The sequence below is a fragment of the Alphaproteobacteria bacterium genome (assembly GCA_016699735.1).
GTDB lineage: Bacteria > Pseudomonadota > Alphaproteobacteria > Micavibrionales > Micavibrionaceae > JAGNKE01.
In genome coordinates this window covers 717131-742346 of record CP065008.1, presented here as the reverse complement: position 1 = coordinate 742346, position 25216 = coordinate 717131, and the positions used below count along the sequence as shown (strand labels likewise).

Below are 25216 nucleotides of genomic sequence, written 5' to 3'. Positions count from 1 at the left end.
TACACGATTGTCAGTTTACACAGAGATTTTGGTTACGGCGGATGCCTGAGAGGGGTATAAATTACGTTCTATGCTTACCACATCCTATTGCATCGCACAACTGGGGAAGGTTTAACACTGGGCGGGTTGTTAAGTCAAGAGATTTTTGTGCGATGCACAAAAAACGGTTTTCTAGACAGATTCCTTAGGCTGAGCTATAATTTTCGGAGGTCAGCGTTGCTTGAAGCGATCATACTTCTGTTCGCTTTGGTTTTTGGTTTTTCTTGGATTTTCTCATGCCAAAACAAATGGTTAACACTAGGGCGCAAGGTTTTTTTGGAAAGCTTGCGGTTCACCGGGCGTTTTTCCCGGTGCTGGCGTTTGCCTTTCTGTTTTTTTGCTCTTTTACGGCAGAAGCCGCCTCAAAGCCACGCTATACATCCCTGGTGATTGACGCCGAAAGCGGGGTTATTCTTCACCAATCGAACGCGCACAGCACGGTCCATCCGGCTTCCCTGACCAAAATGATGACTCTGATGATGCTGTTCGAAGCTTTGGACAAGGGCCGGCTGCGGCTTAACGACCGGATCCGTATTTCGGACCGGGCGGCCAGCATGGTGCCGAGCAAGATCGGCCTTAAACCCGGCGCCACTATCCGCGTCGAGGACGCGATCTACGCGCTGGTGACCAAATCCGCCAATGATATCGCCGTGGCCGTGGCCGAACATCTGGGCAAGACCGAGAGCAATTTTGCCCGCATGATGACGCGGACCGCGCAAAAGCGGGGTATGACGCGGACAGTTTTCAAGAACGCCTCAGGCCTGCACGACCCCGGGCAGATCACTTCTGCCGCGGATATGGCCAAGCTGGCGCATATCCTGATTTATGACTATCCACGGTATTATAAATATTTTTCCAAGAAGAGCTTTACCTACCTCGGGAAAACCTACAAAAACCACAACCGACTGATGGATACCTATCCCGGTATGGACGGGCTGAAAACCGGATATATTCAGGCCTCGGGCTATAATCTTGTCGCGTCGGCGGTACGCGGTGAGCGGCGACTGATCGGCGTGGTTTTCGGGGGGCGGAATGCCAAGGCCCGCAACCTGAAAATGGAAGAGTTACTGAATGAAGGGTTCGTCAAGGCTCAGAAGCTCCGCATTGCCCGTCCCGATACCCCGAAACCTCTCCGCAAGCCTGAAGTTTCTTATCATATTGCGGAGACCGGAGAAGCGCCTGCTGCCAACGGGATTGAGGATTTGCTGCAAAGCTCCTCGCCGCAGGCCATCGACCGCTGGGCAGCGCTGGATGCCCCGGGTGGCAGCCTTGGCCGGATCATGGGCGAAGGCGATGCCGACCCTACTGTCCGCAAAAGGCTTGAGACGGGATTGATTGCGGTGTCGGCACTCACCGGAGCGTCCATTCCCGACGATGTTTTCGGCAGTCCCCTCATGAGCAGGGGTGAGCCTGTGCCTTCTGCGAAACCTAACGATATTACCGCGCAGGTGCGGGAAACGGCACTCCAACTTTCCCAGTCCGACTGGTCGATTCAGATCGGCGCTTTCAGCACCCGGGAGCGCACAGATAAAGCCCTGGCGACAAGCCTGAGCAAACTTCCGCAGGATTTACGCAGCGCCCGGGTCATCGTAGCGCCCCTGAAAACGCCCGAGGGGTGGGTTTACCGGGGGCGGCTGTCAGGCTATACGCACGAAAGCGCAGCCAAAGCGTGTACCTATCTGGAGGAGTGCATCCCGATCCCGCCGGATAATCCCTGAGATTTTAATGCGGATGAGGATGCCCGGTGCGGAAAATCTGCGTGTCGGACTCGGAGAGTTTTCGCAGTTCGCTGTCGTAGGGCATGGTGTAATCGAAGGAGGAAATGATCCGCTGCGAAGCGGCCTCGACGAGGCGCAGGGAGACCTCAATCTTTTCCTTTTTCTTCAGGGTGGCTCCGGTCAGAAGGAATTCCGGGACGGATTGCTGCGCCTTGTAAAACTTCTGGTCGGAGCGGCTGGCAACGTCCGACAGGTTCACGGTGTATCCGAGTTCGGCCAGACGGGCGCCCACGTCCGAAGAGATTCTACGCCCCAACGGCGAGGGTGCGGCGGGGTTATCCGCCTCGACCAATGGCTTGGCCAGAATGGTGCCTGTTCGGTTGAGATAGTTACCGCTTTGCTGGAGCAGGTAGTCGGCGGCGGCGTAGTTCTTTTCACGCAGATTGACCTTCGGGTCGCTGAAGATGCCTTGAGTCGCGGCTGATATTGCGCCCGTCACCACCTCAAAATTGCTGAGGCCGCAGGCGGACAGGTTTAAGCACGAGGTCAGAAGCGCAAAAGCCAGAAGGGTTTTCCTCCTGCCCATTCCCGCCTTTGCGCCCTGCTCTTTCATGGCCGATTATTTTTTGGCGCCTGAATAGACCGCCGCCTCGGGAAGTTCGGCGAGCGGCTCGGCGCTGACTTCGGCGATCGGAACGGGGGCGGATGCGTCTTCCGATTCATCCCTTACGGTTTCCGGCAGAGAGGCCGTGCTGCGCGTGAAACCATAGGCCGGGAGGATATAGGTGCCACGGGCCAGCGTTTTTTCGGCGTTGACGAGTGCGACATCCAGTTCGCGGTAGGCGGAGGCTTTCGCGCCCTTTTCATTTTCGCCGTTTGTTTCAGAGGCCGCCACGGTCACCGGCAGAGCGCCCGACTCGGGCACCGTGACCAGTTCATAACCGCGGTAGGTCAGTTCATCGCGCAGGACGTGGTCGAAGGCGGTATAAAAGGCGGACGGGCCACCGGGGGTGAGGTAGATTCTCTCGACATCGACGGCGTGTCCGGTTTCCATCTGCGACACCAGATCCTTGGCGGCGAAGCGCATATCGTTCACGACCTGCTCGTTATAGGCGGCGCTGTAACGGTAGCCGATGGGGGCGGCCTTCAATCCGGCCTCGGATTTATAGGGTTCCTTGAAGGAGCTGTAGCCCCGGCCGATGAGGCTGGTTTTGCCGCAGCCCGCAAGAACGAGGGCGAAAGCGAGGGCGGATAGAGTGCTGGAATAACGCATGGGACAGCCTTGTGTGAACACGCCAGAGGAGTTTTACCGGGCGAATCTTAACAGCTTGATTCAGGCGGGGCCAGAGGTTTTGCGGCGGGTGCGGGGAGTTTTAAACAGGCTGGTCTTCGGGGCGCGGGGCTTTTACCGTCTGCCGTCCCTTTTCGGAGAGGGCGCAGAGTGTGCGGCCCCCGTGCGGCTGCAGGAAGACCGAGCGTAATGTGATATGTCCGGCCTGAAGCGCGTCCCGGAAACGCTCAGCGCCGTAGCGTTTGACCACCTCCTCCACCGTTTGCGCGGCGTCGGTTGGGCCAAAATAGGTTTCCAGAAGCCAAAAATCCCTGAGCATTGTTTCCTCCCTTTTTGCAGGGTTAATTGCGATTGATAATTATTCGCATTTATGAGATAGGAGTCAAGAGTTTGATCGGGAAAAGGAGAGATTATCCCCGGCTGGATATGTGATACCATTCGAGTTTGTTCAGACGCTGTTTGGTGTGTGGGAGAGTCTTTTGCGGTTTTGGATCGCTCTTGTTGTGTTGTTCGTATGCGGTCTGTTTGTCGGCAACGAATATCTGTTTTCGTCCCATTGGAATTACCGGATCACGGTTTCGGTGGAGACGCCTGAAGGAACGAAGACCGGAAGCGTTGTCAGGCAAGTTAGTGCCTATAACCCGATGGCGCTCAATCCAGATGCGCCCGCGATGAAATTTCAGGTCTCAGGAGAAGCTGTCGTTGTCGATCTGGGGCAACGCGGCGTTCTGTTTCGCCTTATCTATTGGAACAGTTATCAAGAGTTCTTTGATGCCTTTCCTTCTTCTGACAATGACGTCATGAAGCAAATCGAGTTTTACAACCGCCTGAAAGTCGGTGAGAAGGCGGAGTTGAAAGCGACTACGTACGGCTTGGTCGCCTTCACCGATATCAATAACCCGAAAACGATCTTGTCCGTCAACACAGACAATATGAAAGACATATTTGGCGACGGCGTATCTCTCAAGGCCATCACGATTGAAAGGACTAACGATCCTGTGACCGAAGGAGTTATTGATACCTGGCTGCCTTGGCTGAATTCACTCAAAGGGCATTACCTGCATGGAGGTATGACTTCAAGGAATGCACCGCTAAGCCTGCACAGCGGGAATTTCAAAACGAAAAGGAATTGAGATGGATAAAAAGCTCTTAAATGCCCTTCTGACGATGGATTCGATTTGGGATGGCTGCTAAATGCATTATGCTGCCTTTCCCGCCTTGATTTTTTTGATCGAGGCTGTGGTGCTGTGGCCCTCCGATATATCCAGAATCTCGACCTGCCCGCCGTAGGCGATGACTGCCGGAGCCTCAGGGATCTGATCCGCCGTGTAATCGCCGCCCTTGAAATACAGGTCCGGCTGGAGGACGTTAATCAGGGCGGTGGCGGTGTTGTCCTGCCCCTTTTCCTTTGCGCCGAACAGCACCACAAGATCGACGGCACCGAGCGCGGCCAGAACGGCGGCGCGGGATTGCTCATCATGCACAGGCCGGCCCTCGCCCTTCAAAAATTTGACCGATGAATCGACGTTGAGGGCGACCACGAGGCGGTCGCAGCGATGGCGGGCGGCGTTGAGATATTTCACATGGCCGGGGTGGATGATGTCGAAACATCCATTTGTAAAGCCGACAGAAAGCCCCCTCGCCTTCCAGCGTTCGATATTCTCCTTCGCCTCCTCCCATGTGCGGGCGACGGGCGCCTCGCGGGTGCGGTCCTGAACGCTGGCGCGGGCGGAGAAGGACGCCAGATCCTGCCCGTGCATATCGATATTCTCGAGGGCTTCGATCAATTCCTCCGCCCTTATGGGGGCCGTGCCGACCTTGGAGACAACGATCGATCCGGCGAGGTTGGCGAGCGCCGCGGCCTGAACGATGTCCGCCCCGGCGGCGAGACAAGCGGCGATGGTGGCGATCACCGTGTCGCCCGCGCCGGAGACGTCGAAGACCTCTATGTCAGTGGCGCTGCGGATATGAACGGCGCCGTCCTTGCCGATCACGCTCATACCGTCCCTTGAACGGGTGGCGACAACCGTCTTGATCTTGCAGCGTTTGATGATGTCCTCCGCCGCCTGCGTGACCTGCTCGTCGTCATCGACCGTGCGGCCGCCGGTGGCCAGGGAGAGTTCCTTGCGGTTGGGGGTGACGACATCGGCTCCGGCATATTTCGAGTAATCCGCGCCCTTGGGATCGACCAAAACGGGGATGCGGTATTTTTTGGCGCGGTCGATCAGACCTTTTATCAGGGAGGGCGTCAGCAGACCCTTGCCGTAATCGGAGAGGATCAGGGCGTTGACAGTGGGGAGAATCTTATCGGCGGCCCGGAGCAAGTCCTGCTCGGTCTCGTTTGAAATCTCCCTGACCCGCTCAAAATCCGTGCGGAGAAGCTGCTGGTGTCCCGCCAGAAAGCGCGTCTTGACGATGGTCGGGCGGTCGGTGAGCGTCAGGAGGCCTGTTGTGTCTATGCCATAGTGTTCGGCCTTGTCGCAAACCTGCCGTCCGGCCTCGTCGTCGCCGACGATGGAGAGGATTTTTCCCCGGCATTTAAGGTGAATCAGGTTCGAGAGCGTGTTACCCGCGCCGCCGAGCATTATGTTTTCGCGGTCAATGGTGAGGATCGGTACCGGGCTTTCCGGGGATATGCGGTCTACGTGGCCGTAGACGAAGCGGTCGAGCATGATATCCCCGGCCACAAGAACGGCGGCCTGCGCCATGTTGCGGACCAGATCGGTGTCATCGTGCTGGTTTTCGGCCATTTTGTGATCCTTTTTAAGGTTTTTTTAATAAAAACGCCAAAATCCTTGCTTTTATGCGCTTTTGTTAGGGATTCGTCAATCTTTATCGGGTTAAATGAAGGGGAGAAAACAGGGCAAAACTCTAGGATTTGAGCCGTTATCAGGGGGCTAGTACGTGAGTCAGAGTAACACTATTCGCTGTGTCGAATCACCTGTGAAGGGTGGAGGCGGACTTATGCGGTCCCTTCATGCGGCCCTTAATAACAGCAAAATCGGCGAGCTTCTGGTTCTCAAGGGGGTCATCACCTGCTCCGAATTACGCCATGCACTGGAGGAGCATAAATCCCGCAAAATTCCCCTAGGGCAAATCCTGATCGAACGGAATGTTCTCAGCAAACGGACTCTGGCCCTGATCCTGCTCCGGCAGAAGGCGTTGCGCGTGGTCGCGGGCACGATGCTGTTCTTTCTAACTCTCGGGATTTTCTCCAAACGCGCAGATGCCGAGATCATGGATGTTCCAGCCAAGGTCAGCCTTGCCAGCGTTGCGACTTTCGAAGGGCTTGAGTCCTACCCCGCCCTGTTCGGGTCGGAGGAAAAACGCTCGAGCAACCTCACCGCCTTTACGAAATGGGAGGACATGTTCAAGCGGTTTGACCGGGCGCTGAAGGATTCTTCCTCGCAGGACGTCATCGCCGAATTGAAGCGTGATCTTGAAGCTTTCAAGGATTTATCGCTGTCCGCCATGGCCGAAAAAGTCAACAGCATGATGAACCAGAAGCGTTATATTCTGGACAACCGGAACTGGGGGAAGAGCGATTACTGGGCGACCCCGATCGAATTTCTGACCAACGGCGGCGATTGCGAAGATTTTGCGATCGCCAAGTATGTGGCGCTGCGTGCCCTTGGAGTCGGTGAAGAACGTCTGCGGATTGCCATCGTGCATGACAAGGTCAAAAATATCCCTCATGCCGTTCTGGTAGTCTATACTTCCGAAGGCGCCGTTGTTTTGGATAACCAGAATAAAGAGGTTCTGGGCGCGGATTCGCTGCGAACCCGCTACCGCCCGATCTTCTCGATCAACCGCGAATTCTGGTGGCTGCACACGGCCCCGGACAGCACGCTGGTCGCTTCGGCGAAGTAACAATCCAATTATACTCAGGTATGGATGCCCTGCACCTTGTGCCGTGTGTCGTCCGTGTCACCTTCGGGATCAACATGGATCAGAATTTCGGCGTGGGGGAAGGCCAGAAGGATTTTCGATTCGACCTGCCTTGCGATATCATGCGCCGCCCGTAAAGACAGGTCCGCCGCGACTTCGATATCCACCGAGACGACGACCCCCATGCCGTGGCGGGTGGTCCGCAGATCATGCCAGCCCTTCACGCCTTCGTGTCCTGCGATAATTTCGATCAGGCGGCGGCGTTCGGAATCCGGCAACTCCCGATCGAGGAGCATATCGACCGCCTTGCCACCGATTTTTCTTGATATTGCTGCCATCATCGCCGCGACTATCACGGTGAAGAGCGGGTCAATCCAGATCGGTGCGCCGTTAGCGGTCAGGATCAGCACAAGCATCACGCCTGCATTGATAAGAATATCGCTGCCGTAATGGGCGCTGTCCGCTTCAACCGCCAGGGACGGCGCCTTTTTGAGGCTCAGACGCTGAATCCAGACAAGCAGAACTGAAAGAAGGATCGAAAACACCATGACCGCGATGCCCAGCACATGATGCCCGATGGGGGCGGGCGCGAGGAAGCGGCTGGCGGCCTCCAGCACCAGAAAGAAGGCGCCCGCAAAAATCACCGCGGCCTGAAAAAGTGCCGAAACACCCTCCATCTTGCCGTGCCCCCAGCGGTGGTCCTCGTCAGCGGGCCTTTGGGCGTAGTATATGCTCCCCAAGGCTATAAGGGAGACAAAGGAGTCCATCACCGAATCCGTGAGAGAGGACAGGACGCTGGAGGAACCGCTGGCGTAATAAGCCAGAGATTTGGCGAAAATCAGAACGATGACGATAGCTATCGAGGCATAACCTGCATAAATCGCATAGCGCGGTTCTATCGGTTGTTGCAGGCTTTCCGTTTCAGACATGGGTTCATATTAGCTGCGTTTATATCCCGCACAAACCCTCTTTCGTTTTTTCCTCCTGTTTCTTTGCTTCGATTTCGCTGATTGTTGTATATTTCTGTTTTCAAGGGAGAGTCCTATGCGATTTCTTTTTCTGAGCCTGTTTTGCCTTCTTTGCTTTTCACCCGCTTTTGCTGAGGAGTCCGCGCCTGAAATTCCGGGCGCTCAGAGCATACAAGGAAGCAGCGGCGTTGTTGAAATGGGAGTGATTTATCCTGACCGAGCCCAGGGGTTACTTCTGCCCGATCTTTCCTTGGAAGCCCTTCCGTCTGAAGCTGTGAGTGTTCGGTTTCTTGTCGAACACCGGACGGCTCTGCATGAGAAAAAGGTTGCGGTCCGCGGGGTTGTGGTTTCTGTTTTGATCGGGGAGGATGCCTGCCCCTCTTCGGGAGGAATGTGCGCTCAACCCAGGCTCACGATCGCGGAGAGCGGGGAAGATTCCCGTGATGCACGCTATGATCTTGTTGTGCTGTTTCCTGAGGGTGCCGGCGAAGGATACAGCGTGGGGGAAAATGCTGAAATTTCCGGTACCGTTTCCGCCAGCCCTCAGGCCGTAGTCATGCGGGCGGAGTAACGCTTGGCAGATTTCTTTATTGTTCAAAGGCTCTTAAAGCCGGACTGTCGAGCAGAGCCTGCCGGATGTCTTCGAAGCGGTTAGGGTCTACCTGCGCCCCGGTTTCACGGTCTATGACATAAAACGTATCATGCGCCTTGAAGCCCCGACTGAGGGTCGAGACGCGTGCGTGTTTAACTTCCAGACCCTGTTCATTGAAGACTCTGGCGACGTTATTCAGCAGGCTGGGGCGGTCGGGGGCGATGACTTCGATCAATGTGCTCTGGCTACTGTCTTCGTTGGAGAGGTAGACTTCAGGATCCAGTTTATAGGGAACCACTTTGCGCGCGTTGTACGGTGAGGCATCCGGCACCTTTTCATCCAGTCCCCTATCTCCCGACAAAGCGTTTTCGATTGCCTTTTGCAGTTCCGAATGGCGCTCCTCATCGAAGGCTGATGAATTGCTTTCCGATTGAACAATGACCGTACTTTGGGCTGTGGACCCGTCCCCGTTTGCGGAAAAGTCGAGTCCGACGATATTGGCGTGTTTTTTTGCCAATGCACCCGTCAGCCTTTCGAATAAACGGCTTGTCTGAGGCGTAAGAACTTCGATTACCGTTGCGTTTCTCATAAAGTCGGTTTTCAGACTTATTGTTGTGCCTTTTTCCCTGTCCTCAGCTTCGAACTCTCCCGACGGTTCAAAAGATTGACCCTGCATATACCCCATGGTTCGGTGGTAGAGGTTGGCGATGCGGACGGCCGCATTCGGCTCCCAACTTTTTGGGCCGTTGCCCATAATATCGGCCGTGGTCAGGACGGTGAGCAAGCGAAGATTATTTTTAGTTCCGACGTATTTGGCGAAAGTTTCTACCGTCCAAGGGTCGGCAAGATCACGCCTCAGAGCTGTGTGCGCCAACAAGAGATGGTTTTCGACCAGCCATGCCGCTCTTTTTGTCTCGTGGTCTTCCAGGCCGAGGCGCCTCCCGTATTCTCTGACCATTTCAGAACCTCGGACAGGATGCTCCTCCTCATCGCCCGTTTCCACCTTGTCCTTGCCCGCATCGTGCGTCAAGAGAGCCACAGCCATGATCCTGCGCTCAGAATCAGATAGCTCCGCGGCCAAATCTCCGGCCAATTTGGCCTCCTTCTCGTATCCCTTGGCTTCCAGATTTCCCAAATGACCGATCGCCTGGAAGGTATGTTCGTCCACCGTGTAGGCGTGGTAGGGATCGAACTGCATCCTCATGTCGATCCCGTCCATAGGAGGCAGGAATTTGGGCAGAATGCCCGCTTCCTGCATCTTGCGTAAAGTATCTGCGACATTTTCCTTTGCCGTCAGGATGTCCATGAACGTCTTGTTCGTGTCGGGATCATTGCGTGCGACTTCATCGAACTTGCGGAGGTTTCTGCGTATCTGGCGCAAGGCATCAGGGTGAACCTCCACATGCTCCTGCTGCGCGACCCTGAAAATCTTCATCATTTCCAGAGGGATCGGTGTGTCGGTGTCGAAGTGGATTTTGTCACCCCGGATCTGAAACCCATCAACCCTTTTGACCGGGGCGGCGAACCCTGCTTTCTTATCCAGTGCGGCAGCGCTGACAACGCTGGTTAAGAAGCCAATATCCCGTGCATGGCGGAAGTACCGCCGCATATAATCCTCGACAGCTTCCTGACGCTGATCAGGCTCATAATCCGTCATAATCTTTGTAATGATCGGCTGCAACTCAGCGGTCAGGACGTTGTTGTGTTTTTGTGCCGTGTTCCGGGTATGCAAATGGCAGCGCGCTTCCAACAGAAAATCGTACGCCTGCTGAATACTTTTTGCTTCAGGGCCGGAGATTAAGCCTTTCTCTTCCAGATCGGAAACCGTCTCATAGCCAAACGCGACTTCGGCAATCCACATCATGGATTGGAAATCACGCAGACCGCCCTTGCCTTCCTTGATATCCGGCTGAAGGAAGTAGCGCGAATCGCTCTGCTTTTCATGGCGCTTTGCGGTTTCCGCCAGTTTTTGATCAATAAACTCTTCCCATTGCGCTGCATTCAGAGCGGTCATTTCCGCATCCAACTCCTGCATTGGTCCAAGCGCACCCCAAGCCAAGCGTCGGTCGAGAAGGCTTGACCAGTTGATGATGTCCTCTAATGAGGCCTGCGAACATTGTTTCACCGTCCGCACAATGGGTTCGGTCTTAAACCCCATATCCCAGAGGGTTGTCTGAAAGCTGCTGAAACTCCGCTCAAGTTCAGGGTCAAGTGTTTCACTCATGGATTCAGGGACAATCAGAAGAAAATCCAGATCGGAACCGGGATATATTTCCTCCCGGCCATTGCCCCCCGAGAAAACCAGAGAAACTTGCGATTCGTGCGCTTTGAGATAATGGTCGGCGACCTGCCTGACCACGCCGTCTGTAAGGTCGCTCATCGCCCGGGTGAATTCTCGGGCGGTCATCGTTCCGCCGCGCAACTCACCCAGAAAAGCCGACTCTTTTGCCCGAAAAGAGTCCCTTGCCGCCTTATAATCGAATGGCTTACTCATTGTTGCAACCAACCAGTCGGCCCCAAGCCCCTGTTTTTAAGCTGTTTTCTGTTTATTCGTTCATTTCAGTGCCATATTGTGCCACAGAATGCCTTTTTTAGGAAGAAAATGCACGGAAAAAACAGGGTCGCTGAACAGCCCCCCTGATCCAAAAAAAGCTTCCGCGTTTATGCGCTAAGCCGCTTTCAGAGACGCCATATCGATGCTGAAGCGGTAGCGCACGTCGCTCCTGATCATCCGCTCATAGGCTTCGTTGATCTCCTGCATCGGTATGACCTCAACGTCCGAGACGATATTGTGCTTGCCGCAGTAATCAAGCATTTCCTGCGTTTCCGCTATGCCGCCAATCAACGAACCCGCCAGGGTTTTGCGTCCCATGATGACGGAGAAGAGATGCAGGTTGAGCGGCTGGTCTGGTGCTCCCACCACCGCCATGGTGCCGTCCACTTTGAGGAGGTTAAGGTACAGGCCCGGATCGTAGGTTGCGGCGACGGTATTGAGCAGGAAATCAAAGCTCCCCGCGTGTTTTTTCAGGTCGGCCTCGTCCTTTGAAACCACCACGCCTGCGGCGCCCAGACGCTTGGCATCCGCTGCCTTGCTGGCCGAAGTCGTAATGACGAGGGTTTCCGCTCCGAAGGACGAAGCGAATTTCACGCCCATATGCCCGAGACCGCCCAGTCCGATAATTCCGACCTTATGGCCCTTGCCGATCTTCCAGTGCCGCAGCGGAGAATAAGTCGTAATGCCGGCGCAGAGCAGCGGAGCCGCCGCATCGAGCGGTAAATTATCTGGGATGCTCAGAACAAAATCCTGATGCGTGACAATCACATCGGAATAGCCGCCGAAGGTGGGCGTCTTTTTATCCTGTTCATAGCCGTTATAGGTGACCGACATATCCGGGCAGAATTGCTCCAGCCCCTTCTTGCATTGCGGGCAGGTCCGGCAGGAATCGACGAGGCAGCCGACCCCCACCCTGTCGCCTGCCTTGAATTTCTTCACGTTCTTACCGACCTTGGAAACGATGCCGACGATCTCGTGGCCCGGCACCATCGGGAAAATCGAATTTCCCCATTCGTTGCGAGCCTGATGGATGTCGGAGTGGCAGACGCCGCAATAGGCGATATCGATGAGAACGTCATTGTCCCCGACCGCCCGCCGATCGAACGACCATGGGGCAAGGGCGGATTTGGCGTTTTGCGCGGCATAGGATCTGGCTTTGATCATGGCATTTTCTCTCTATAAAAAATAAGGGCGTATGGGCGGACAATGGCGGAAGGGGTGGGATTCGAACCCACGGTGAGCTTGCGCCCACGCCGGTTTTCAAGACCGGAGCCTTCAACCACTCGACCACCCTTCCGGTTTCCCGCGCTTTGGTTATCCCTGTGACTGCGGTAGAGCCTTAGCGCCGACCCCTCACTTTCTAGCGATATTTGTGCTGTGCTGTCTAGTGGCAATCAGGGGGCGGAGTTTTTTGCTCTCCGGTTGAAGGAGGCTAATTTGAGGCTAATTTTTACCACTCCTGGACCGACGACTCCTGATCCGATCAATAAACAGCCAGAGGGAACAAGAATTTGCGGCTTGCCTGACACGACAGTCTTTGCGCGTTGTGTATTCTAGTCTACTTAAGCGAAAGGTTTACATAGATAATTTTAATTGTCTTTGTGTTTGTCAAACCCTTATAAGATAAATACTTGGCTGCGCTCAGTTAAGCGGGTTAGAAGGCAAAGCTTCGGGCGTTAGGATCGTATTTTCAATTCGCCCCGAGGACTCCGCAAAACACACATCGACAGGAAATCAACTTGCCAAAGCTCCACATTAACGATTGTATTACCGCGGATCATGCCCCAAAAAATATTATAACGCTTCTGGTCGCGCTATCAGGGTTGGCCGCACTGTCCTGGCAGGTTTTGTGGCAACTTAAGGCGTCTCTTGCTTTGGGCGTTTCGGCTTGGGGGACTGCGGTTACACTTGCCGTCACGATGGGCGGAATGTGCATAGGAGCCCTTATTACAGGCTGCATTCTTGAGCGCATAAAAAGCATAAAACCGTTGCGGCTTTACGGAGCGATTGAATGTGCCGTCGGTTTGGCCGGACTTTCTTTAAATGCATCGTTTGCCTATATAGAACGTTTAGACATCGCCGTTTATCAGACGGCGCCTGATATGGCTCCTGCGTTCTATTTGCTTGGCATTACTCTTTCTTTAGGCATACAAACGCTCTGTCTTGGTGCGACCGTTCCGGTGATAGGGCTTATGGCGCGTCAAACGAAAATCCCGATAGCAACGCTCTATGGAATGAACACTTTAGGCGCGGCGGTGGGCGCCCTCCTGTCGGCGTTTTTATTTATTCCTGCCCTGGGCCTGTTGCATACTATTTGGCTCAACTCAGCTATTAATCTTACCGTTGGGCTCATAGCTATAGTTATGGGGGGAAAGAGTTTTGCCGCCGACCCGTATACAAACCCAAAACCCGCTCAATATCTTGAACTTAGCTTTCCCAAGGCTATGATTGTCGTATTTGCGACAGGCGCAGCGACTTTTATGCTTGAAGTGGCCTGGTTTCGATCTTTGACCGCTGCCTTCATGAGCACAACAGATGCTTTTGCAATCATGCTGGCCTGTGTTCTCGTGTCTCTTGGATTGGGAGCCAGGCTTGTTCCGTTTATATCCACAAGAAGGAATGTGTCCTTACCCGCTTTATTAGGATGGGCAGGAATAGCAATTTTACTTGCCACCCCTTTGATTGAGCGTTTTGATTTGTATGTGAAGCTTATCGCTCACTATGAAATCATTATTTTCGTTCAGTGGTTTTTCCTGACATTGTACGTGATCGGACTACCTGTTTTGCTTCTGGGACTTTCTCTTCCCTGGGTTCTTGACGCTCAAGAAAGGCCTTGGAAATGGGGGGCACTTTACGGACTCAACTCGTTTGCGGCGATATTGGGTGCGCTATCCGCAGGTTGGATTCTGTTGCCCAATCTGGGATTGGCCCGAACCGCATGGATTGCCGGGCTGCTTGTGGGGGCGGTTGGAATCGCTCTAACAAAAAAGGAATCACGTATAAATCTCACAGCCTTAGTTGCGATCTCCCTCGGCCTGACGTTTTTTTTCGAATCGGGTTTAGGCCGAACAAGGGTTCAGGGCGCCTCCGATTTTAAAGTTAGAATTCCGACAAAAATCATCCAGTTTTATGAAGGTCCGGATTCGACAATCTCTGCGGTCGAGTATCAGGGAGGGCGCAGAATTCTCTTTATCGACGGATTTTCTACAACTGAACAGGCGGGATCGGTCGAGGTTAAGGGTATGGCTTATACCGGGCAATATATGGACTGGATGGGACATCTCCCCATGCTCCTCCATCCCGACCCGAAGAACGCTCTGGTCATCTGCTTTGGAACGGGACAAACGGCAAACGCCGTACGGAAAGAGAACCCGAACAGTCTCAGTATCGTGGATATTAATCAGAATGTCTATAAATTGGCCGACTATTTCACCGCGAACGAGAGTGTTCTCAACGATCCGAGAGTTAACCCTATCGTTATGGACGGGCGGTCTTATATGAGACGAACAAACAAGATATACGATGTAATTACGCTGGAACCGATGCCTCCGACTTTCGCGGGTGTGAATGCTCTTTACTCTCTTGAATTCTATCAACTCGCCCGCAGCAAAATGACACCGAACGGCATTATTGCCCAGTGGCTTCCCTACCATCTGGTTCCGGCAAAATACAGCGCATCGATCGCTAAGACTTTCCAGACGGTTTTTCCAAATGCAATTCTCTGGAACGATCCGGCTTCCGGCACCGGTATTCTTCTGGGGTCTATGGATGATAATGGCAATCTGGGTGAAAATTGGCCAGGGCTTGAGCGCACAAAAATCCAGCGACTACTCACAAAAGAGCAAATAGTGAAGGCCGTGGTGCTCTACCGCGACCAAATGAAAAAATATGGTGCCCTTGGTGAGTTAATCACTGACGACAACCAAAAGCTTTCCTACGGCAAAGCCGCTCAGCTTTTGCGCAGAGCCAGAAACGCCGATAAAGAAAATCAGGATATGATCAAGTCAGTACTGGGGAGAAAAAGTGAATAGGGGAAAGAAATGGTGGACATCGCCCCCCACCTGACGAACCAGATTTTCTCGCTTTTAGAGGAATGGGAGAAGGTTTTCAAGGGGTTTCCTGAAGTTTGTTCTGGACCGTCATAAACCTTCGAACCATCACTTTTATAGAATTTTCTGCGCCGGACCTGCCCCTAGGTCCGGCTTTTTATTTTTCCAATCACCACAGGATGATCGTTCCCCGCCCAGCTTTCTGGCGCGGTGACGCTATCCTGTACTTGATCGCAAGGACTTAAACCCCATGCCACAGAACAACAGACATCGCCGCTGCACGATCTCTCTGCGTCTGACGCCGGAGGAACGGGCGCAGATTGCCCAGAACGCTGGCTCCATGAGTTTGAGCGAGTATATTCGCTGCACTGTGCTTCTGGCTCCCTGTCCCAGAAAGCACCGCCTCAAAGCCCCCATCAAGGATCATAAACCCTTGGCGCAAATACTTGCCCTTCTCGGGGCTTCTCGGATGGCCAGCAATTTGAACCAGATTGCCAGAAGCCTGAACACAGGCTCTCTGATTGTCTCGGTTGAGACTGAGGAGATGATAAAGGAAGCCTGCACAGCCATCCTCCTGATACGTGATCTTTTGATACAGGCCTTAGGGCTATCAAACGGAGGACGCCCATGATTCTTGAAGGCAACCAGCGCAGCGGAGCCGGACAACTGGCCCGTCATTTGCTGAACACACAAGATAACGATCACGTTGAAGTCCATGAAATCTCAGGTTTTGTCTCCGATACCGTGCATGGCGCGTTTCAGGAGATTAAAGCCTCTTCCTGCGGCACTAAATGCAGGCAATATATGTTTTCTGTGTCCTTCAACCCGCCGCACAAGGCGGATGTTCCCATAGAGGCCTTTGAACAGGCGATTGCAGAGATGGAAGACAGGCTGGGATTGAAGGGCCAGCCCCGCGTGATTGTCTTCCACGAGAAAGAGGGTCGGAGACACGCTCATTGCGTCTGGTCAAGGATTGATCCGCAGACCATGACAGCGATTAACCTGCCGCATTATAAGCGCAAACTTAATGAGCTTTCAAAAGAGATGTATCTGAATCAGGGCTGGGAGATTCCACAAGGGTTTATTGATAAAGCCTATCGGAACCCGCTCAACTTCACGCGGGAGGAATGGCAACAGGCCAAACGGACGGATGAAGACCCGCGCCTTTTGAAAAGCATGTTTATTCGGGCGTGGGAATCCTCTGACGGTGCAAAGGCCTTCACCCATGCCCTGAAAGCGCATGGTTTCTGGCTGGCACGAGGCGAACGGCGGGGGTTTGTCGCCGTGGATTATAAAGGGGAAATCTATTCTCTCTCCCGCTGGGCGGGGGTAAAGCCGAAGCTTTTGCAAGAACGGCTGGGGAATGCGGAAACTTTGCCCTCCCTGCACGAGGTCAAATCTGAAATCGCACAGGGTATGAGCGAGAAGCTCCGCGAGTATATTACCGAGCTTCAACGCAAGAAAGAAAAAGACTTCAAGCCCATTAAACACGCCGCCCAAACCATGCGCGACCATCACCGCGCCGCACGGCAAACGCTGGACAGTCAGCAAACCATGCGCAGGCAAGAGGAGGACAAGGCCAGAATGGACCGCCTGCCACGCGGGTTGTTTGGCCTGTGGCATCGCTTTACGAGAAAATACCAAAAAATCTACAAGGAAAATGAGATCGAAGCCCAGAATGCCCTTTCACGCGACCTCGCAGAAAAGCAAGCCCTGATCCTGCGCCAGCTTGAAGAACGCCAGCGCCTGCAATCCAAAATCCAACAAAACCGCACGGCGTATTACCGGAGTATGCAAAACCTGCGGCAGGATATGGCGCGGTATGGGGAGATGAAGGAATTTATACTTCTTCAGGGCACGTCAAACCGCAGATACGAACAGGATATGGAAAGCCAATGATGATTCGCCACTCTTGGAAAATTGAAATTTCAAAATTAATCTTGTGTTCAATAAAAGGCTTTCAACATTAAAAAGAAAGTTTTTATAGACCAAAAAATGCCGTTACAGCGATAATGCCTGTTGCTACATACCCAATTATGCGAAGAATTAACTCTATCTTTGTTATTTTTTCAGTTGATAAACTCCGCTCCTTAAAGTCGTGAAGCCTCTCCTTTAAAGAACGATTTTCTCGTGTATTTTTAACTTTCTGGAAAGTTACTTTTTCTAAAAGCTGCTTGGCTGAAGACCTCAATTCATCTCTGTTTATTTTAGCCTGCGGCCCCAAATGACGCCCACGAAACCGCCGAAGGGAGTCTTCTATGTCTTGTGCTGTTAGGTTTTTTCTGGTTCTGAGTTGATCGTGTAGCGTATGCTTATTCTGATGAAAAAGACAGTAGGCTATACCATTTACTACGCCATCATAGGAGGTTGGGTCGAAAGCGATTTCTCTTGTTTCATCTAAGTTTGTTTCACAAAGGGCTTTCCAAACGCCTGAATGAAATAGCTCTTCTAACTTTCTGGCTGTTTCTCGATCTTGGCACATTTTAGATTTAAAAATCACTTTTAACTAAGAAGGCTCTCTTGCAGCTAGTTCCCTTGCAGCAACCTTTTTGTCTAGCTCTTCAAGTATCTCATTAACAATTTTATCATCTTTCCAAAAATCATTTTTAAAATCCAGGTGGGGATTTTCTCTTCTTAGGACTTCTTCGAATAACTCATCTAATTGCTCATCGGTTACACCTGCAAGATAAAGTGTCCAAGCTTTATTTTTCTGGGATATTTTAGGATTCATGAGTATGTCTACAAGGTCGCCTTCCTGTTTTCTCGGAGGCGGGATCGCAATACGGAGCGCGGCAAAAAAATCTGAGAACATTCAAAAGACCCTTAAAGCTTACATACTATGAATTTACGAACTGGATAGACTTTACGAACTGGATAATGAAACGTATAAAAAAATACTTATCCAGCAATAAAATTCCGCAGCAAGCCTCTAATTTTCTTTTTTGCTTGTTGCACATTTGTCACGCGCTAATTGTTCCAGCTTGATCACAAATCCGTATAGGCTAGACTCTCTCTGGCAATAGAGGCATTTAAACAGGCGATTTCAGAGATGGAAGATAGGTTGGGCTTAAAGGGACAGCCGCGTGTAATTGTCTTCCATGAAAAGCAAGGGCGCAGACACGCGCACTGCGTCTGGTCACGGATACACGGGCAGGATTACTGCTTTCATGAGAATTATGCCTCCGATGTGTCGAAGCAGTTTGGCATTTTCCCTGCAAAATCTTAAGAAATTGCAGGAAAAGCCATATTATTATCCTTCAATATTTACGCCCATGGGAATGAATATGTCTTTCCCGCCACGTTTAACCTGAACGTAGATTTTCAAGAAACCTGCTTTTTCTGGTTGTAAGTGAAATGATAATTCTGGACCGCCGCGTTGATCGTCACTTTTGGGTTCTTCGCCCATCGGATGCACATGGGCCACGGTGGCAAAGTCATCGTAAAAGGCGACAATGTGAGCAAAAGCACCCATGACAGGCTCAAGGTCTGTGACAGGCTTTCCGTCATTGTCCGTGATGCTAATTTTACCCAAATCAGCAGTGCCGACCATAAGCGGCTTTTCAAAAGAAAGACTTGCTTTCAAGCCATCTTGTACTCCCTCGGTTATGACAGTCTTTTCAATGCAGGACTCGGCGCATGGTTTTTCGCCTTTTAGTTCAACAGGGATATATTGCTGGCTCATGCCGACTGGTACGACATTGACCCAAACCTTATATGCTCCTTCTTTTTTCGGAGTGAAAGGCGTTATATAGGTTCCGGCCTCAGCACCTTCTGTTGGGTGAAGATGATGATAATCGCTCAAAGTATCATCTACGATCAGCAGGTGTACTTTTCTGGTGTGAACCTCTTCAAGACCAGTCATTGTAACTGGCTTACCTTCTGCATCGGTCAGCTTGAGTGTGAGTGTGCTCTCTTGACCGCTTTTAAGTGTATCCAGCCCTACCGCTTCGGCATGAAGACTATTTGCTGTTGTATGATGACTTTCATGATCCACTTCTGCCGGGACACGGGCCTTGAGAAGTTTTATGCCGCTTTCCAGCTTTTTCAGTTCTGTTTCTGCCTTGCCTGCATCCTTGGCATCGCCTGCCTCATGCAAATCAGTGAGAACTTTTGCAAGCTGTGTTACTGCTCCGGTAATGGTGGCATCATCTTTGTGCGTGTCTGCCAGTGCTTTTAAAGTTGGCTCAATACCTTCAACCAATTCGTGGATTTGATCGAATTTACCGCCCTTAACAACGTCTGCCAAGGCGGCATAACCGCTTTCCAGTTTAGAAATGCTGCCTGATGCTGCCGAGCTTTCTTGCTCAGAAGATTCATGCTCGTGGGCCGGATTGCTAACATCTTCATCGCCATGTGCAAAGACGGGTGAAGCCATAGATAAGGATGTTCCGACTAAAAATGTTAATAATAATGTTTTCATAAATTTACTCCTGATTTTCGTGGTTGAGGGTTTGAGGTATTAAACGCGAGATGGTCTTGCGACTGAACATCCAGAACACAAGCGGTGTAACCACAAGATTCAGAATGGTGCTGGTCAGAAGACCGGAAAAAATAACAACGGCAACCGGATGCAAAATTTCTTTGCCCGGCTCTGCGGCTGCCATAATGAGAGGCGTAAGGGCCATCAAAGCCGTCAGTGCTGTCATCAGAACTGGCACAAGCCGTTCCTGCGAACCGCGATAGAGCATGTCGAGGGTAAAGCCTTCACCCTCCTCTCGCATTAAATGGAGATAATGGGAAATCATCATGATCCCGTTTCGGGCGGCAATACCCGTGAGTGTGACAAAACCCACCATTGTCGCAATCGAAAACACCGCGCCTGTGAGCCAAACGCCGATCACGGCTCCGATGAAAGCAAGCGGAATACCAATCATCACCTGTAGGGCAAGATTTGCTGAATTGAAGTGGCTATAAAGGACAATGAACATACCGATGAGTGACACAAGCCCCAAAATTGAAATCAGTTTGGATGCCGATTCCTGAGACTCAAACTGACCGCCATAAACAATGTAATAGCCCTGTGGTAGATGAACCTTTTCATCAATGGTCTTTCGTATTTCATTGACGGTACTGACCAAATCACGTCCGGCCACGTTTGCGGAAATGACGATGCGGCGATGCACGTTTTCACGGTTGATAATGTTTGGTCCTTCCCCTTTTTGAATGTCAGCAATCAAGCCCAAGGGGGCTGTGGTGCCTCTGACCGTATCCATCGGGATATTTGCAATAGCCTCAATGCTGGCGCGGCTATCATCGTTCAAACGCATAACCATATCGGCAATACGCTGTCCTTCAACAATCTGCCCGACACGTTTTCCCTGCAAGGCCAGTTCGCTCATATCGGCAATCTCTCCGGCCATGACACCTTGATCGAGTGCTTTTGCACGGTCGATATTGATATGAAGTTGCGGCACGGTAACTTGCTGCTCCACTTGCAAGTCAACCACGCCGGAGACCTCTGCCATGACACTGCGTGTTTCTTCCGCATAAGACCGGAGGGCAACCAAATCTTCGCCGAAAATCTTGACGGCAATCTGTGCCCGTACTCCTGATAAAATATGATCTATGCGATGGGAAATGGGTTGTCCTATGTTCACCACAATGCCAGGGATAGTTGAAAGATGATGGCGGATGTCCTCAAGCACTTCGGCTCTGGCGCGTCCATCATCCTTAAATTCCACCTCAATCTCGGAGGAATGGACCCCTTCGGCATGGTCATCCATTTCTGCGCGTCCTGTGCGCCGCCCTGTTAGGGATACCTCCGGGACTTGCATAATTAGGTTTTCTGCAATCGCACCTATTCTGTCAGACTCTGCCAGTGATGTACCGGGAGCAGACAAAAGGTTTATCGTGGCGCTGCCTTCATTGAATTGCGGTAAAAACTCTTTTCCAAACGTAAATGTTAATAAAGACGATGCGACAAAAGCCAGAGCCGTTATGCCCAAAGTTGCCCAGCGTATTTCGAGAGCCGCAGCCAAAGCCTTTTTTTGTAAAGTCTTTAGCTTTTGAACAAGCCAACTATCGCTATGGGTATCGTTGTTTTTTGTTGCCGACAAAAGATAAGAACACAATGCAGGCGTGAGTGTGACTGCCACCAACAATGAGGCAAAAATCGAGACGATATAGGCAATTCCCAGAGGCATGAAAATACGTCCCTCAATCCCGCCCAGCGCGAAAAGAGGCACAAAGACAAGAACCACGATGATGGTTGCAAACACGATGGAGCTTCTGACCTCAACCGAGGCATCGCGGATCACATCCTTGGCAGGTCTGGGATTTGGGTTTCTGCTGTTTTCTTTGAGGCGACGAAAGACGTTTTCGACATCAACCACGGCATCGTCAACCAGCTCCCCCACCGCCACAGCAAGCCCGCCCAGCGTCATGGTATTGATCGACAACCCAAAGGCTTTGAAAACAAGGGCCGTGATAATCAAAGACAAAGGTATAGCCGTCACGGTAATGAATGTCGTGCGTACGTTCAGCAAAAACAGGAACAGGACAATCACGACAAGAATTGACCCATCCCGCAAGGCATCCAAAACATTATGAATGGCACGATCAATAAAACGGGCTTGCGTAAAAATATCTTTATGAAGCGTAACGCCTTTGGGTAATTCCTTGGAAATGCGGTCTAACTCTGCCTCAATGGATTTTGTCAGAGTAATCGTATCTGCGCCCGGTTGCTTTTGAATGGAAAGAATAACCCCCGGCTTCCCGCCAATTCCTGCATCTCCGCGCTTACCGATAGGGCCGCCGATTTTTACATCTGCAACATCGCCGACAGATAAAGCAGGGGCGTCATTCTTCACACTTTTTGGCAATACAGCCTGCCGAATATCATCAAGACTCTTGATGCGCCCGATGTTACGGATTAGCCGTTCTTTATAGGATTCAAACAAAAACCCGCCCGTCGAATTGACATTGGCGTTTTCAAGGGCGGTTTTTACATCTTCCAACGTGACATCGTGATAGAGCATTTTTTCGGGATCAAGCAAAACCTGATATTGCTTCATGTCACCGCCAATGACCGTTATTTGCGATAGGCCGGGGATCGACAGCAGACGTGGGCGCAGTGTCCAATCGGCAATACTTCGCAATTCCAGTGGATCAACCGTGCCATCTTCTGAGGACAGACCCACAAGCATGATTTCTCCCATAATTGAGGCCACAGGGCCAAGCACAGGTTGAACATTCTGCGGCAAATTTTCGGTTGTCTGTTGCAGTTTTTCTGCCACAATCTGACGAGCCTTATAGACATCCATATTCCAGTCAAATTCAACCCAGACCATAGAGAGACCGATGGCGGACGCAGAGCGAACCCGCATCACACCACTTGCACCGTTCATGGCGGTCTCAATGGGTAGTGTGACAAGTGTTTCAACCTCTTCCGGTGCCAGACCTTCGGCTTCACTGAATATCGTGACGGTGGGCCTGTTCAGGTCAGGAAATACATCAACGGGGAGTTGTTTGAGGGTCAGCAAGCCATAGACCGTAATGACGAGTGCCAAAACGACAATAAACAGTCGATTTTTAAGTGAAAATCCAATCAGCATATCAAACATGGTTAATGTCCTTCCGTGTGCGCGGTAACAGGCTTGGCAGCGGGTTTCAAATACTGGATTTGGTAATTGCCTTGAAAAACAACATCCTCATCAGGGAGAACACCGCTGATGATTTCGACCTTGTCCCCTTCTTTTCTTCCGAGTGCGACTTCCCGTCTTTCAAAATTATTACCATCCCGCACAAAGACGAAGGATGTGCCATTGTTTTCGAGAACGGCGGAGGCTGGAATGACGATGGTGGGTGTGTCTTCACCGCCTATCTCAATATTGAGCGTTCCGCGCAAATTTGGGCGCAATGCGCCATCAGCGTTATCAAATATGGCATAGGTGTGTAAGGCACGGCTTTCAGTTTCCGGGCCAGCATCAACCCGCTCCAAAGTGCCTTCAAAGGTTTTATTGTCATAGATGCCAATTTTTGCTGAGGCTTTCTGGCCCGCTTTGAGACGTGATAAAGTTGAAGTTTCATAAAGTGTTCCTTTGACCAACATGCGGGAATTATCCCCCACTTCCATAAGGATGCTTTCAAAAGATACGGGCTGGCCGATCACAACATTTTGCCGGATGATTGTGCCGCTGATGGGTGATTTCAGTGTCACGAGTTGCACCCCGACATTCAAAGGTTCAACGACAAGCAAATCTTGCCATTTTGTAACTTTTTCTCCGGCCTTGACCTTAATATCCCGCACCTGTCCATCGAACCGCGTTGTAATAAAGGCTTGTTGTTCAGGGAGAAGTGTCACCACTGCCGGAAGAGAAATTATTTCAGCCAAAGGCTCTAAAGCTGCTGGAATGGTTTTAACACCAAGATTGGCAATGCTCTCATCGGTCAAGGTCACTGGTGCGTTGGCTGGTCCTGTACCGCTTGTAAAGGTACTTGTATCACCGTGTCCTTCGTGCGCCATAACAGGGGCAGAAAACAAAGTCATTGCCGCAGCAAATAGAAGCAAAATATTTGGTTGCATTATTTATCTCCTTTAACGATTGAGTCTGAAAATGCCGTGCCGCTTAAATTTTCAAGACTAAGAACGGATTCAACGGCACTGCGTCTGGATTCAAGAGCTTGCATTTCTGATTCAAGAACACGGGCACGTATTTTCCACAGATCAAAAACGCTAGCTTGGCCCTGCCCTAACTTGTTCTCTGTTAATTTCTGAACATTGCGCCATGATGGCACGACTACTTTTTCATATTTATCAGCAATTTTCTGATTTTCCTTTGCCGTTTCCCATGCAAGAGCCAGAACAGAAGGAAAATCATTTTCCGATAAGGCTTGCAGTGCCGCAGAGGTGGATTGGTAATCTGCTTTGGCTCTTAAGATTTCAGGCTGATTTTGCGACCAGACAGGAAGCGCGAAACGCACCCCAAAAGACATCGCTGTGCTGTCTTCCGAGAAATTCCGGTTCAAGACAGCACGCGGCGTCACTTCCGGCAGGGCTGCATCAGCCTTGGCAACCGCCATACGTTGGCTTGCAACATTTTGTCGGCCTGAAAGGATGGCTTTTACGGAAGATTCATTTTCCGACAATGACAGAAGTTCACCTGCACTTTTTGGCAAGATTTTCTGCTCTGGCTTTGCAAGAACATAGTTCCCAGAAGACAGGCCGGATAATCTGACAAAAGCGATAAGAAATCTCTTATACTCTGCCGCAAGGGCTGAACGCTGCAAAGTAAGTTCTTCGGCTTCTGTTGTGAAAATTGAGCTTTCCGCCTTGTCGGTTAAGCCCTGCGCGGCGGCATCTATGACGGTCTTGGATTGCCTTTTTGCATCTTTCACGATGCGGCTCAAAAGATTAACTTTTTCCTGTGCCAGCCATAAATCCATGTATGCACGCGTTGCCTGATGAGACAAATCAAGCAAACGGGCCTTTTGTTCAGGCTCTTTCAGTGTTTGCACAGCTTGTGCAAACCCAAGCCGTGCGCCGAAATCAGAACCGCGCAAAGGTTGTTCCACTTCTATTTCAAGATCGCGGCCAGCATTATCTTTGGCAACCGTGGAATCAATCTGAATTTCAGGATTATTCCATTGAATGGATTCAACAACGTCCGCCTCAGAACGCAATGTGTCGGCCATGATATTGGCGGCTTCCGGGCTATGTTCTGCAACATGCTGAACATAATCACCCAAAGTAATCTTTTTTTGGTCTTCCTTAGCCTGCGCTGGGCTGGCAAATATAATCGCGATAGCCGGAAGGCATACTACTGCTCTCAAGTTCATAAAAATCTCCGCATGAGAAATTTGATTATCGGGATTGCTTGCCATACGGATGCGATACATCCGTAAACGACGAAGCCATCAGCTGCTCAAAAATTTCAGACTGAGAGACGTGGGGGGCGCAAAAGAGGATAAAGTGGGCCTTGCGTCATGGCCTGCTGATTAAAAATTAACACCTGACGCTCTTGGTTTGGAAAGAGGTTCCAGCCACTGCTAGGAATTACACCTGACATACAGCAAAGGCTCATGCCGCAGCATGTGCCGTTACAATTTCTTTTTGTGAAAGTTTCGGACGGGGCAGAAACGAAAGACTTTATGCTATCTGCTTTAGAAGAAACCGATG

Annotated in this window: 20 protein-coding genes and 1 tRNA gene; 7 read left to right on the top strand and 14 right to left on the bottom strand. The window is 51.4% G+C overall.

What is annotated here, in order from left to right; translation table 11 throughout:
• Positions 1–275: 275 nt before the first annotated feature.
• The gene (locus tag IPN28_03615) at positions 276–1757 is read left to right on the top strand and encodes a D-alanyl-D-alanine carboxypeptidase (GenBank protein QQS57918.1); all 1482 of its coding nucleotides are present in this window, start codon (positions 276–278) and stop codon (positions 1755–1757) included.
• Positions 1758–1761: 4 nt separating this feature from the next.
• On the opposite strand, the gene IPN28_03610 is transcribed toward IPN28_03615, so the two are convergent.
• The 3 genes from IPN28_03610 to IPN28_03600 form a co-directional block, all read right to left on the bottom strand.
• Entirely contained in the window at positions 1762–2370 is a 609-nt protein-coding gene (locus IPN28_03610; GenBank protein QQS57917.1) for a hypothetical protein, read from the bottom strand.
• Positions 2371–2376: 6 nt separating this feature from the next.
• Entirely contained in the window at positions 2377–3030 is a 654-nt protein-coding gene (locus IPN28_03605; GenBank protein ID QQS57916.1) for a hypothetical protein, read from the bottom strand.
• A gap of 100 nt (positions 3031–3130) precedes the next feature.
• Positions 3131–3367 carry a hypothetical protein gene (locus IPN28_03600; protein QQS57915.1) on the bottom strand — a complete coding sequence of 79 codons (237 nt, stop codon included), beginning with the start codon at positions 3365–3367 and terminating at the stop codon, positions 3131–3133.
• Between the two features lie 160 nt (positions 3368–3527).
• On the opposite strand from IPN28_03600, the gene IPN28_03595 reads away from it, so the two are divergent.
• Entirely contained in the window at positions 3528–4181 is a 654-nt protein-coding gene (locus tag IPN28_03595) for a hypothetical protein (GenBank protein ID QQS57914.1), read from the top strand.
• 66 nt (positions 4182–4247) lie between these two features.
• On the opposite strand, the gene rfaE1 is transcribed toward IPN28_03595, so the two are convergent.
• On the bottom strand, positions 4248–5756 hold the full coding sequence (gene rfaE1 / locus IPN28_03590; GenBank protein ID QQS58524.1) for a D-glycero-beta-D-manno-heptose-7-phosphate kinase: 1509 nt from the start codon (positions 5754–5756) through the stop codon (positions 4248–4250).
• Positions 5757–6012: 256 nt separating this feature from the next.
• On the opposite strand from rfaE1, the gene IPN28_03585 reads away from it, so the two are divergent.
• A complete protein-coding gene (locus tag IPN28_03585) occupies positions 6013–6918 on the top strand; it encodes a transglutaminase-like cysteine peptidase (GenBank protein QQS57913.1) in 906 nt (301 codons plus the stop codon).
• A 14-nt stretch (positions 6919–6932) separates the two neighbouring features.
• On the opposite strand, the gene IPN28_03580 is transcribed toward IPN28_03585, so the two are convergent.
• Positions 6933–7865, bottom strand: a complete 933-nt coding sequence (locus IPN28_03580) for a cation transporter (GenBank protein QQS57912.1) — start codon at positions 7863–7865, stop codon at positions 6933–6935.
• A gap of 115 nt (positions 7866–7980) precedes the next feature.
• Here IPN28_03580 and IPN28_03575 point away from each other — a divergent pair, with 115 nt between their 5' ends.
• A complete protein-coding gene (locus IPN28_03575) occupies positions 7981–8475 on the top strand; it encodes a hypothetical protein (GenBank protein QQS57911.1) in 495 nt (164 codons plus the stop codon).
• 16 nt (positions 8476–8491) lie between these two features.
• On the opposite strand, the gene IPN28_03570 is transcribed toward IPN28_03575, so the two are convergent.
• The 3 genes from IPN28_03570 to IPN28_03560 all read right to left on the bottom strand — a co-directional run bounded on the left by IPN28_03570 (position 8492) and on the right by IPN28_03560 (position 12347).
• Positions 8492–10990 (bottom strand): HD domain-containing protein, encoded by a 2499-nt coding sequence (locus IPN28_03570; GenBank protein ID QQS57910.1) that lies wholly within the window; start codon positions 10988–10990, stop codon positions 8492–8494.
• A 174-nt stretch (positions 10991–11164) separates the two neighbouring features.
• On the bottom strand, positions 11165–12214 hold the full coding sequence (locus tag IPN28_03565) for an NAD(P)-dependent alcohol dehydrogenase (GenBank protein QQS57909.1): 1050 nt from the start codon (positions 12212–12214) through the stop codon (positions 11165–11167).
• A 43-nt stretch (positions 12215–12257) separates the two neighbouring features.
• Positions 12258–12347, bottom strand: a tRNA-Ser gene (locus IPN28_03560).
• 442 nt (positions 12348–12789) lie between these two features.
• Between IPN28_03560 and IPN28_03555 the strand changes: the two genes are divergently transcribed.
• The 3 genes from IPN28_03555 to IPN28_03545 all read left to right on the top strand — a co-directional run bounded on the left by IPN28_03555 (position 12790) and on the right by IPN28_03545 (position 16998).
• Entirely contained in the window at positions 12790–15081 is a 2292-nt protein-coding gene (locus tag IPN28_03555) for a fused MFS/spermidine synthase (GenBank protein QQS57908.1), read from the top strand.
• Positions 15082–15349: 268 nt separating this feature from the next.
• Positions 15350–15730 carry a plasmid mobilization relaxosome protein MobC gene (gene mobC / locus IPN28_03550; GenBank protein QQS57907.1) on the top strand — a complete coding sequence of 127 codons (381 nt, stop codon included), beginning with the start codon at positions 15350–15352 and terminating at the stop codon, positions 15728–15730.
• Positions 15727–16998 (top strand): relaxase, encoded by a 1272-nt coding sequence (locus IPN28_03545; GenBank protein QQS57906.1) that lies wholly within the window; start codon positions 15727–15729, stop codon positions 16996–16998. Before mobC ends, IPN28_03545 begins: the two co-directional genes overlap by 4 nt.
• A gap of 82 nt (positions 16999–17080) precedes the next feature.
• Here IPN28_03545 and IPN28_03540 read toward each other — a convergent pair whose 3' ends face one another.
• The 6 genes from IPN28_03540 to IPN28_03515 form a co-directional block, all read right to left on the bottom strand.
• Positions 17081–17581: a hypothetical protein gene (locus tag IPN28_03540; protein QQS57905.1), complete on the bottom strand. Its 501-nt coding sequence runs from the start codon at positions 17579–17581 to the stop codon at positions 17081–17083.
• A 24-nt stretch (positions 17582–17605) separates the two neighbouring features.
• Positions 17606–17911 (bottom strand): hypothetical protein, encoded by a 306-nt coding sequence (locus IPN28_03535; protein ID QQS57904.1) that lies wholly within the window; start codon positions 17909–17911, stop codon positions 17606–17608.
• Positions 17912–18349: 438 nt separating this feature from the next.
• Entirely contained in the window at positions 18350–19519 is a 1170-nt protein-coding gene (locus IPN28_03530; GenBank protein ID QQS57903.1) for a hypothetical protein, read from the bottom strand.
• 4 nt (positions 19520–19523) lie between these two features.
• A complete protein-coding gene (locus IPN28_03525; GenBank protein QQS57902.1) occupies positions 19524–22661 on the bottom strand; it encodes an efflux RND transporter permease subunit in 3138 nt (1045 codons plus the stop codon).
• Positions 22662–22663: 2 nt separating this feature from the next.
• Positions 22664–23623 carry an efflux RND transporter periplasmic adaptor subunit gene (locus IPN28_03520; protein QQS57901.1) on the bottom strand — a complete coding sequence of 320 codons (960 nt, stop codon included), beginning with the start codon at positions 23621–23623 and terminating at the stop codon, positions 22664–22666.
• Entirely contained in the window at positions 23623–24921 is a 1299-nt protein-coding gene (locus tag IPN28_03515) for a TolC family protein (GenBank protein ID QQS57900.1), read from the bottom strand. Before IPN28_03515 ends, IPN28_03520 begins: the two co-directional genes overlap by 1 nt.
• Positions 24922–25216 lie beyond the last annotated feature (295 nt).

Coding starts and splice junctions, on each gene's coding strand:
- IPN28_03570 (QQS57910.1), bottom strand. CDS start 10,990: ATGAGTAAGCCATTCGATTATAAGGCGGCAAGGGACTCTTTTCGGGCA.
- mobC (QQS57907.1), top strand. CDS start 15,350: ATGCCACAGAACAACAGACATCGCCGCTGCACGATCTCTCTGCGTCTG.
- rfaE1 (QQS58524.1), bottom strand. CDS start 5,756: ATGGCGCAGGCCGCCGTTCTTGTGGCCGGGGATATCATGCTCGACCGC.
- IPN28_03615 (QQS57918.1), top strand. CDS start 276: ATGCCAAAACAAATGGTTAACACTAGGGCGCAAGGTTTTTTTGGAAAG.
- IPN28_03540 (QQS57905.1), bottom strand. CDS start 17,581: ATGTGCCAAGATCGAGAAACAGCCAGAAAGTTAGAAGAGCTATTTCAT.
- IPN28_03600 (QQS57915.1), bottom strand. CDS start 3,367: ATGCTCAGGGATTTTTGGCTTCTGGAAACCTATTTTGGCCCAACCGAC.
- IPN28_03530 (QQS57903.1), bottom strand. CDS start 19,519: ATGAAAACATTATTATTAACATTTTTAGTCGGAACATCCTTATCTATG.
- IPN28_03565 (QQS57909.1), bottom strand. CDS start 12,214: ATGATCAAAGCCAGATCCTATGCCGCGCAAAACGCCAAATCCGCCCTT.
- IPN28_03535 (QQS57904.1), bottom strand. CDS start 17,911: ATGTTCTCAGATTTTTTTGCCGCGCTCCGTATTGCGATCCCGCCTCCG.
- IPN28_03525 (QQS57902.1), bottom strand. CDS start 22,661: ATGTTTGATATGCTGATTGGATTTTCACTTAAAAATCGACTGTTTATT.
- IPN28_03610 (QQS57917.1), bottom strand. CDS start 2,370: ATGAAAGAGCAGGGCGCAAAGGCGGGAATGGGCAGGAGGAAAACCCTT.
- IPN28_03575 (QQS57911.1), top strand. CDS start 7,981: ATGCGATTTCTTTTTCTGAGCCTGTTTTGCCTTCTTTGCTTTTCACCC.
- IPN28_03605 (QQS57916.1), bottom strand. CDS start 3,030: ATGCGTTATTCCAGCACTCTATCCGCCCTCGCTTTCGCCCTCGTTCTT.
- IPN28_03580 (QQS57912.1), bottom strand. CDS start 7,865: ATGTCTGAAACGGAAAGCCTGCAACAACCGATAGAACCGCGCTATGCG.
- IPN28_03545 (QQS57906.1), top strand. CDS start 15,727: ATGATTCTTGAAGGCAACCAGCGCAGCGGAGCCGGACAACTGGCCCGT.
- IPN28_03585 (QQS57913.1), top strand. CDS start 6,013: ATGCGGTCCCTTCATGCGGCCCTTAATAACAGCAAAATCGGCGAGCTT.
- IPN28_03515 (QQS57900.1), bottom strand. CDS start 24,921: ATGGCAAGCAATCCCGATAATCAAATTTCTCATGCGGAGATTTTTATG.
- IPN28_03520 (QQS57901.1), bottom strand. CDS start 23,623: ATGCAACCAAATATTTTGCTTCTATTTGCTGCGGCAATGACTTTGTTT.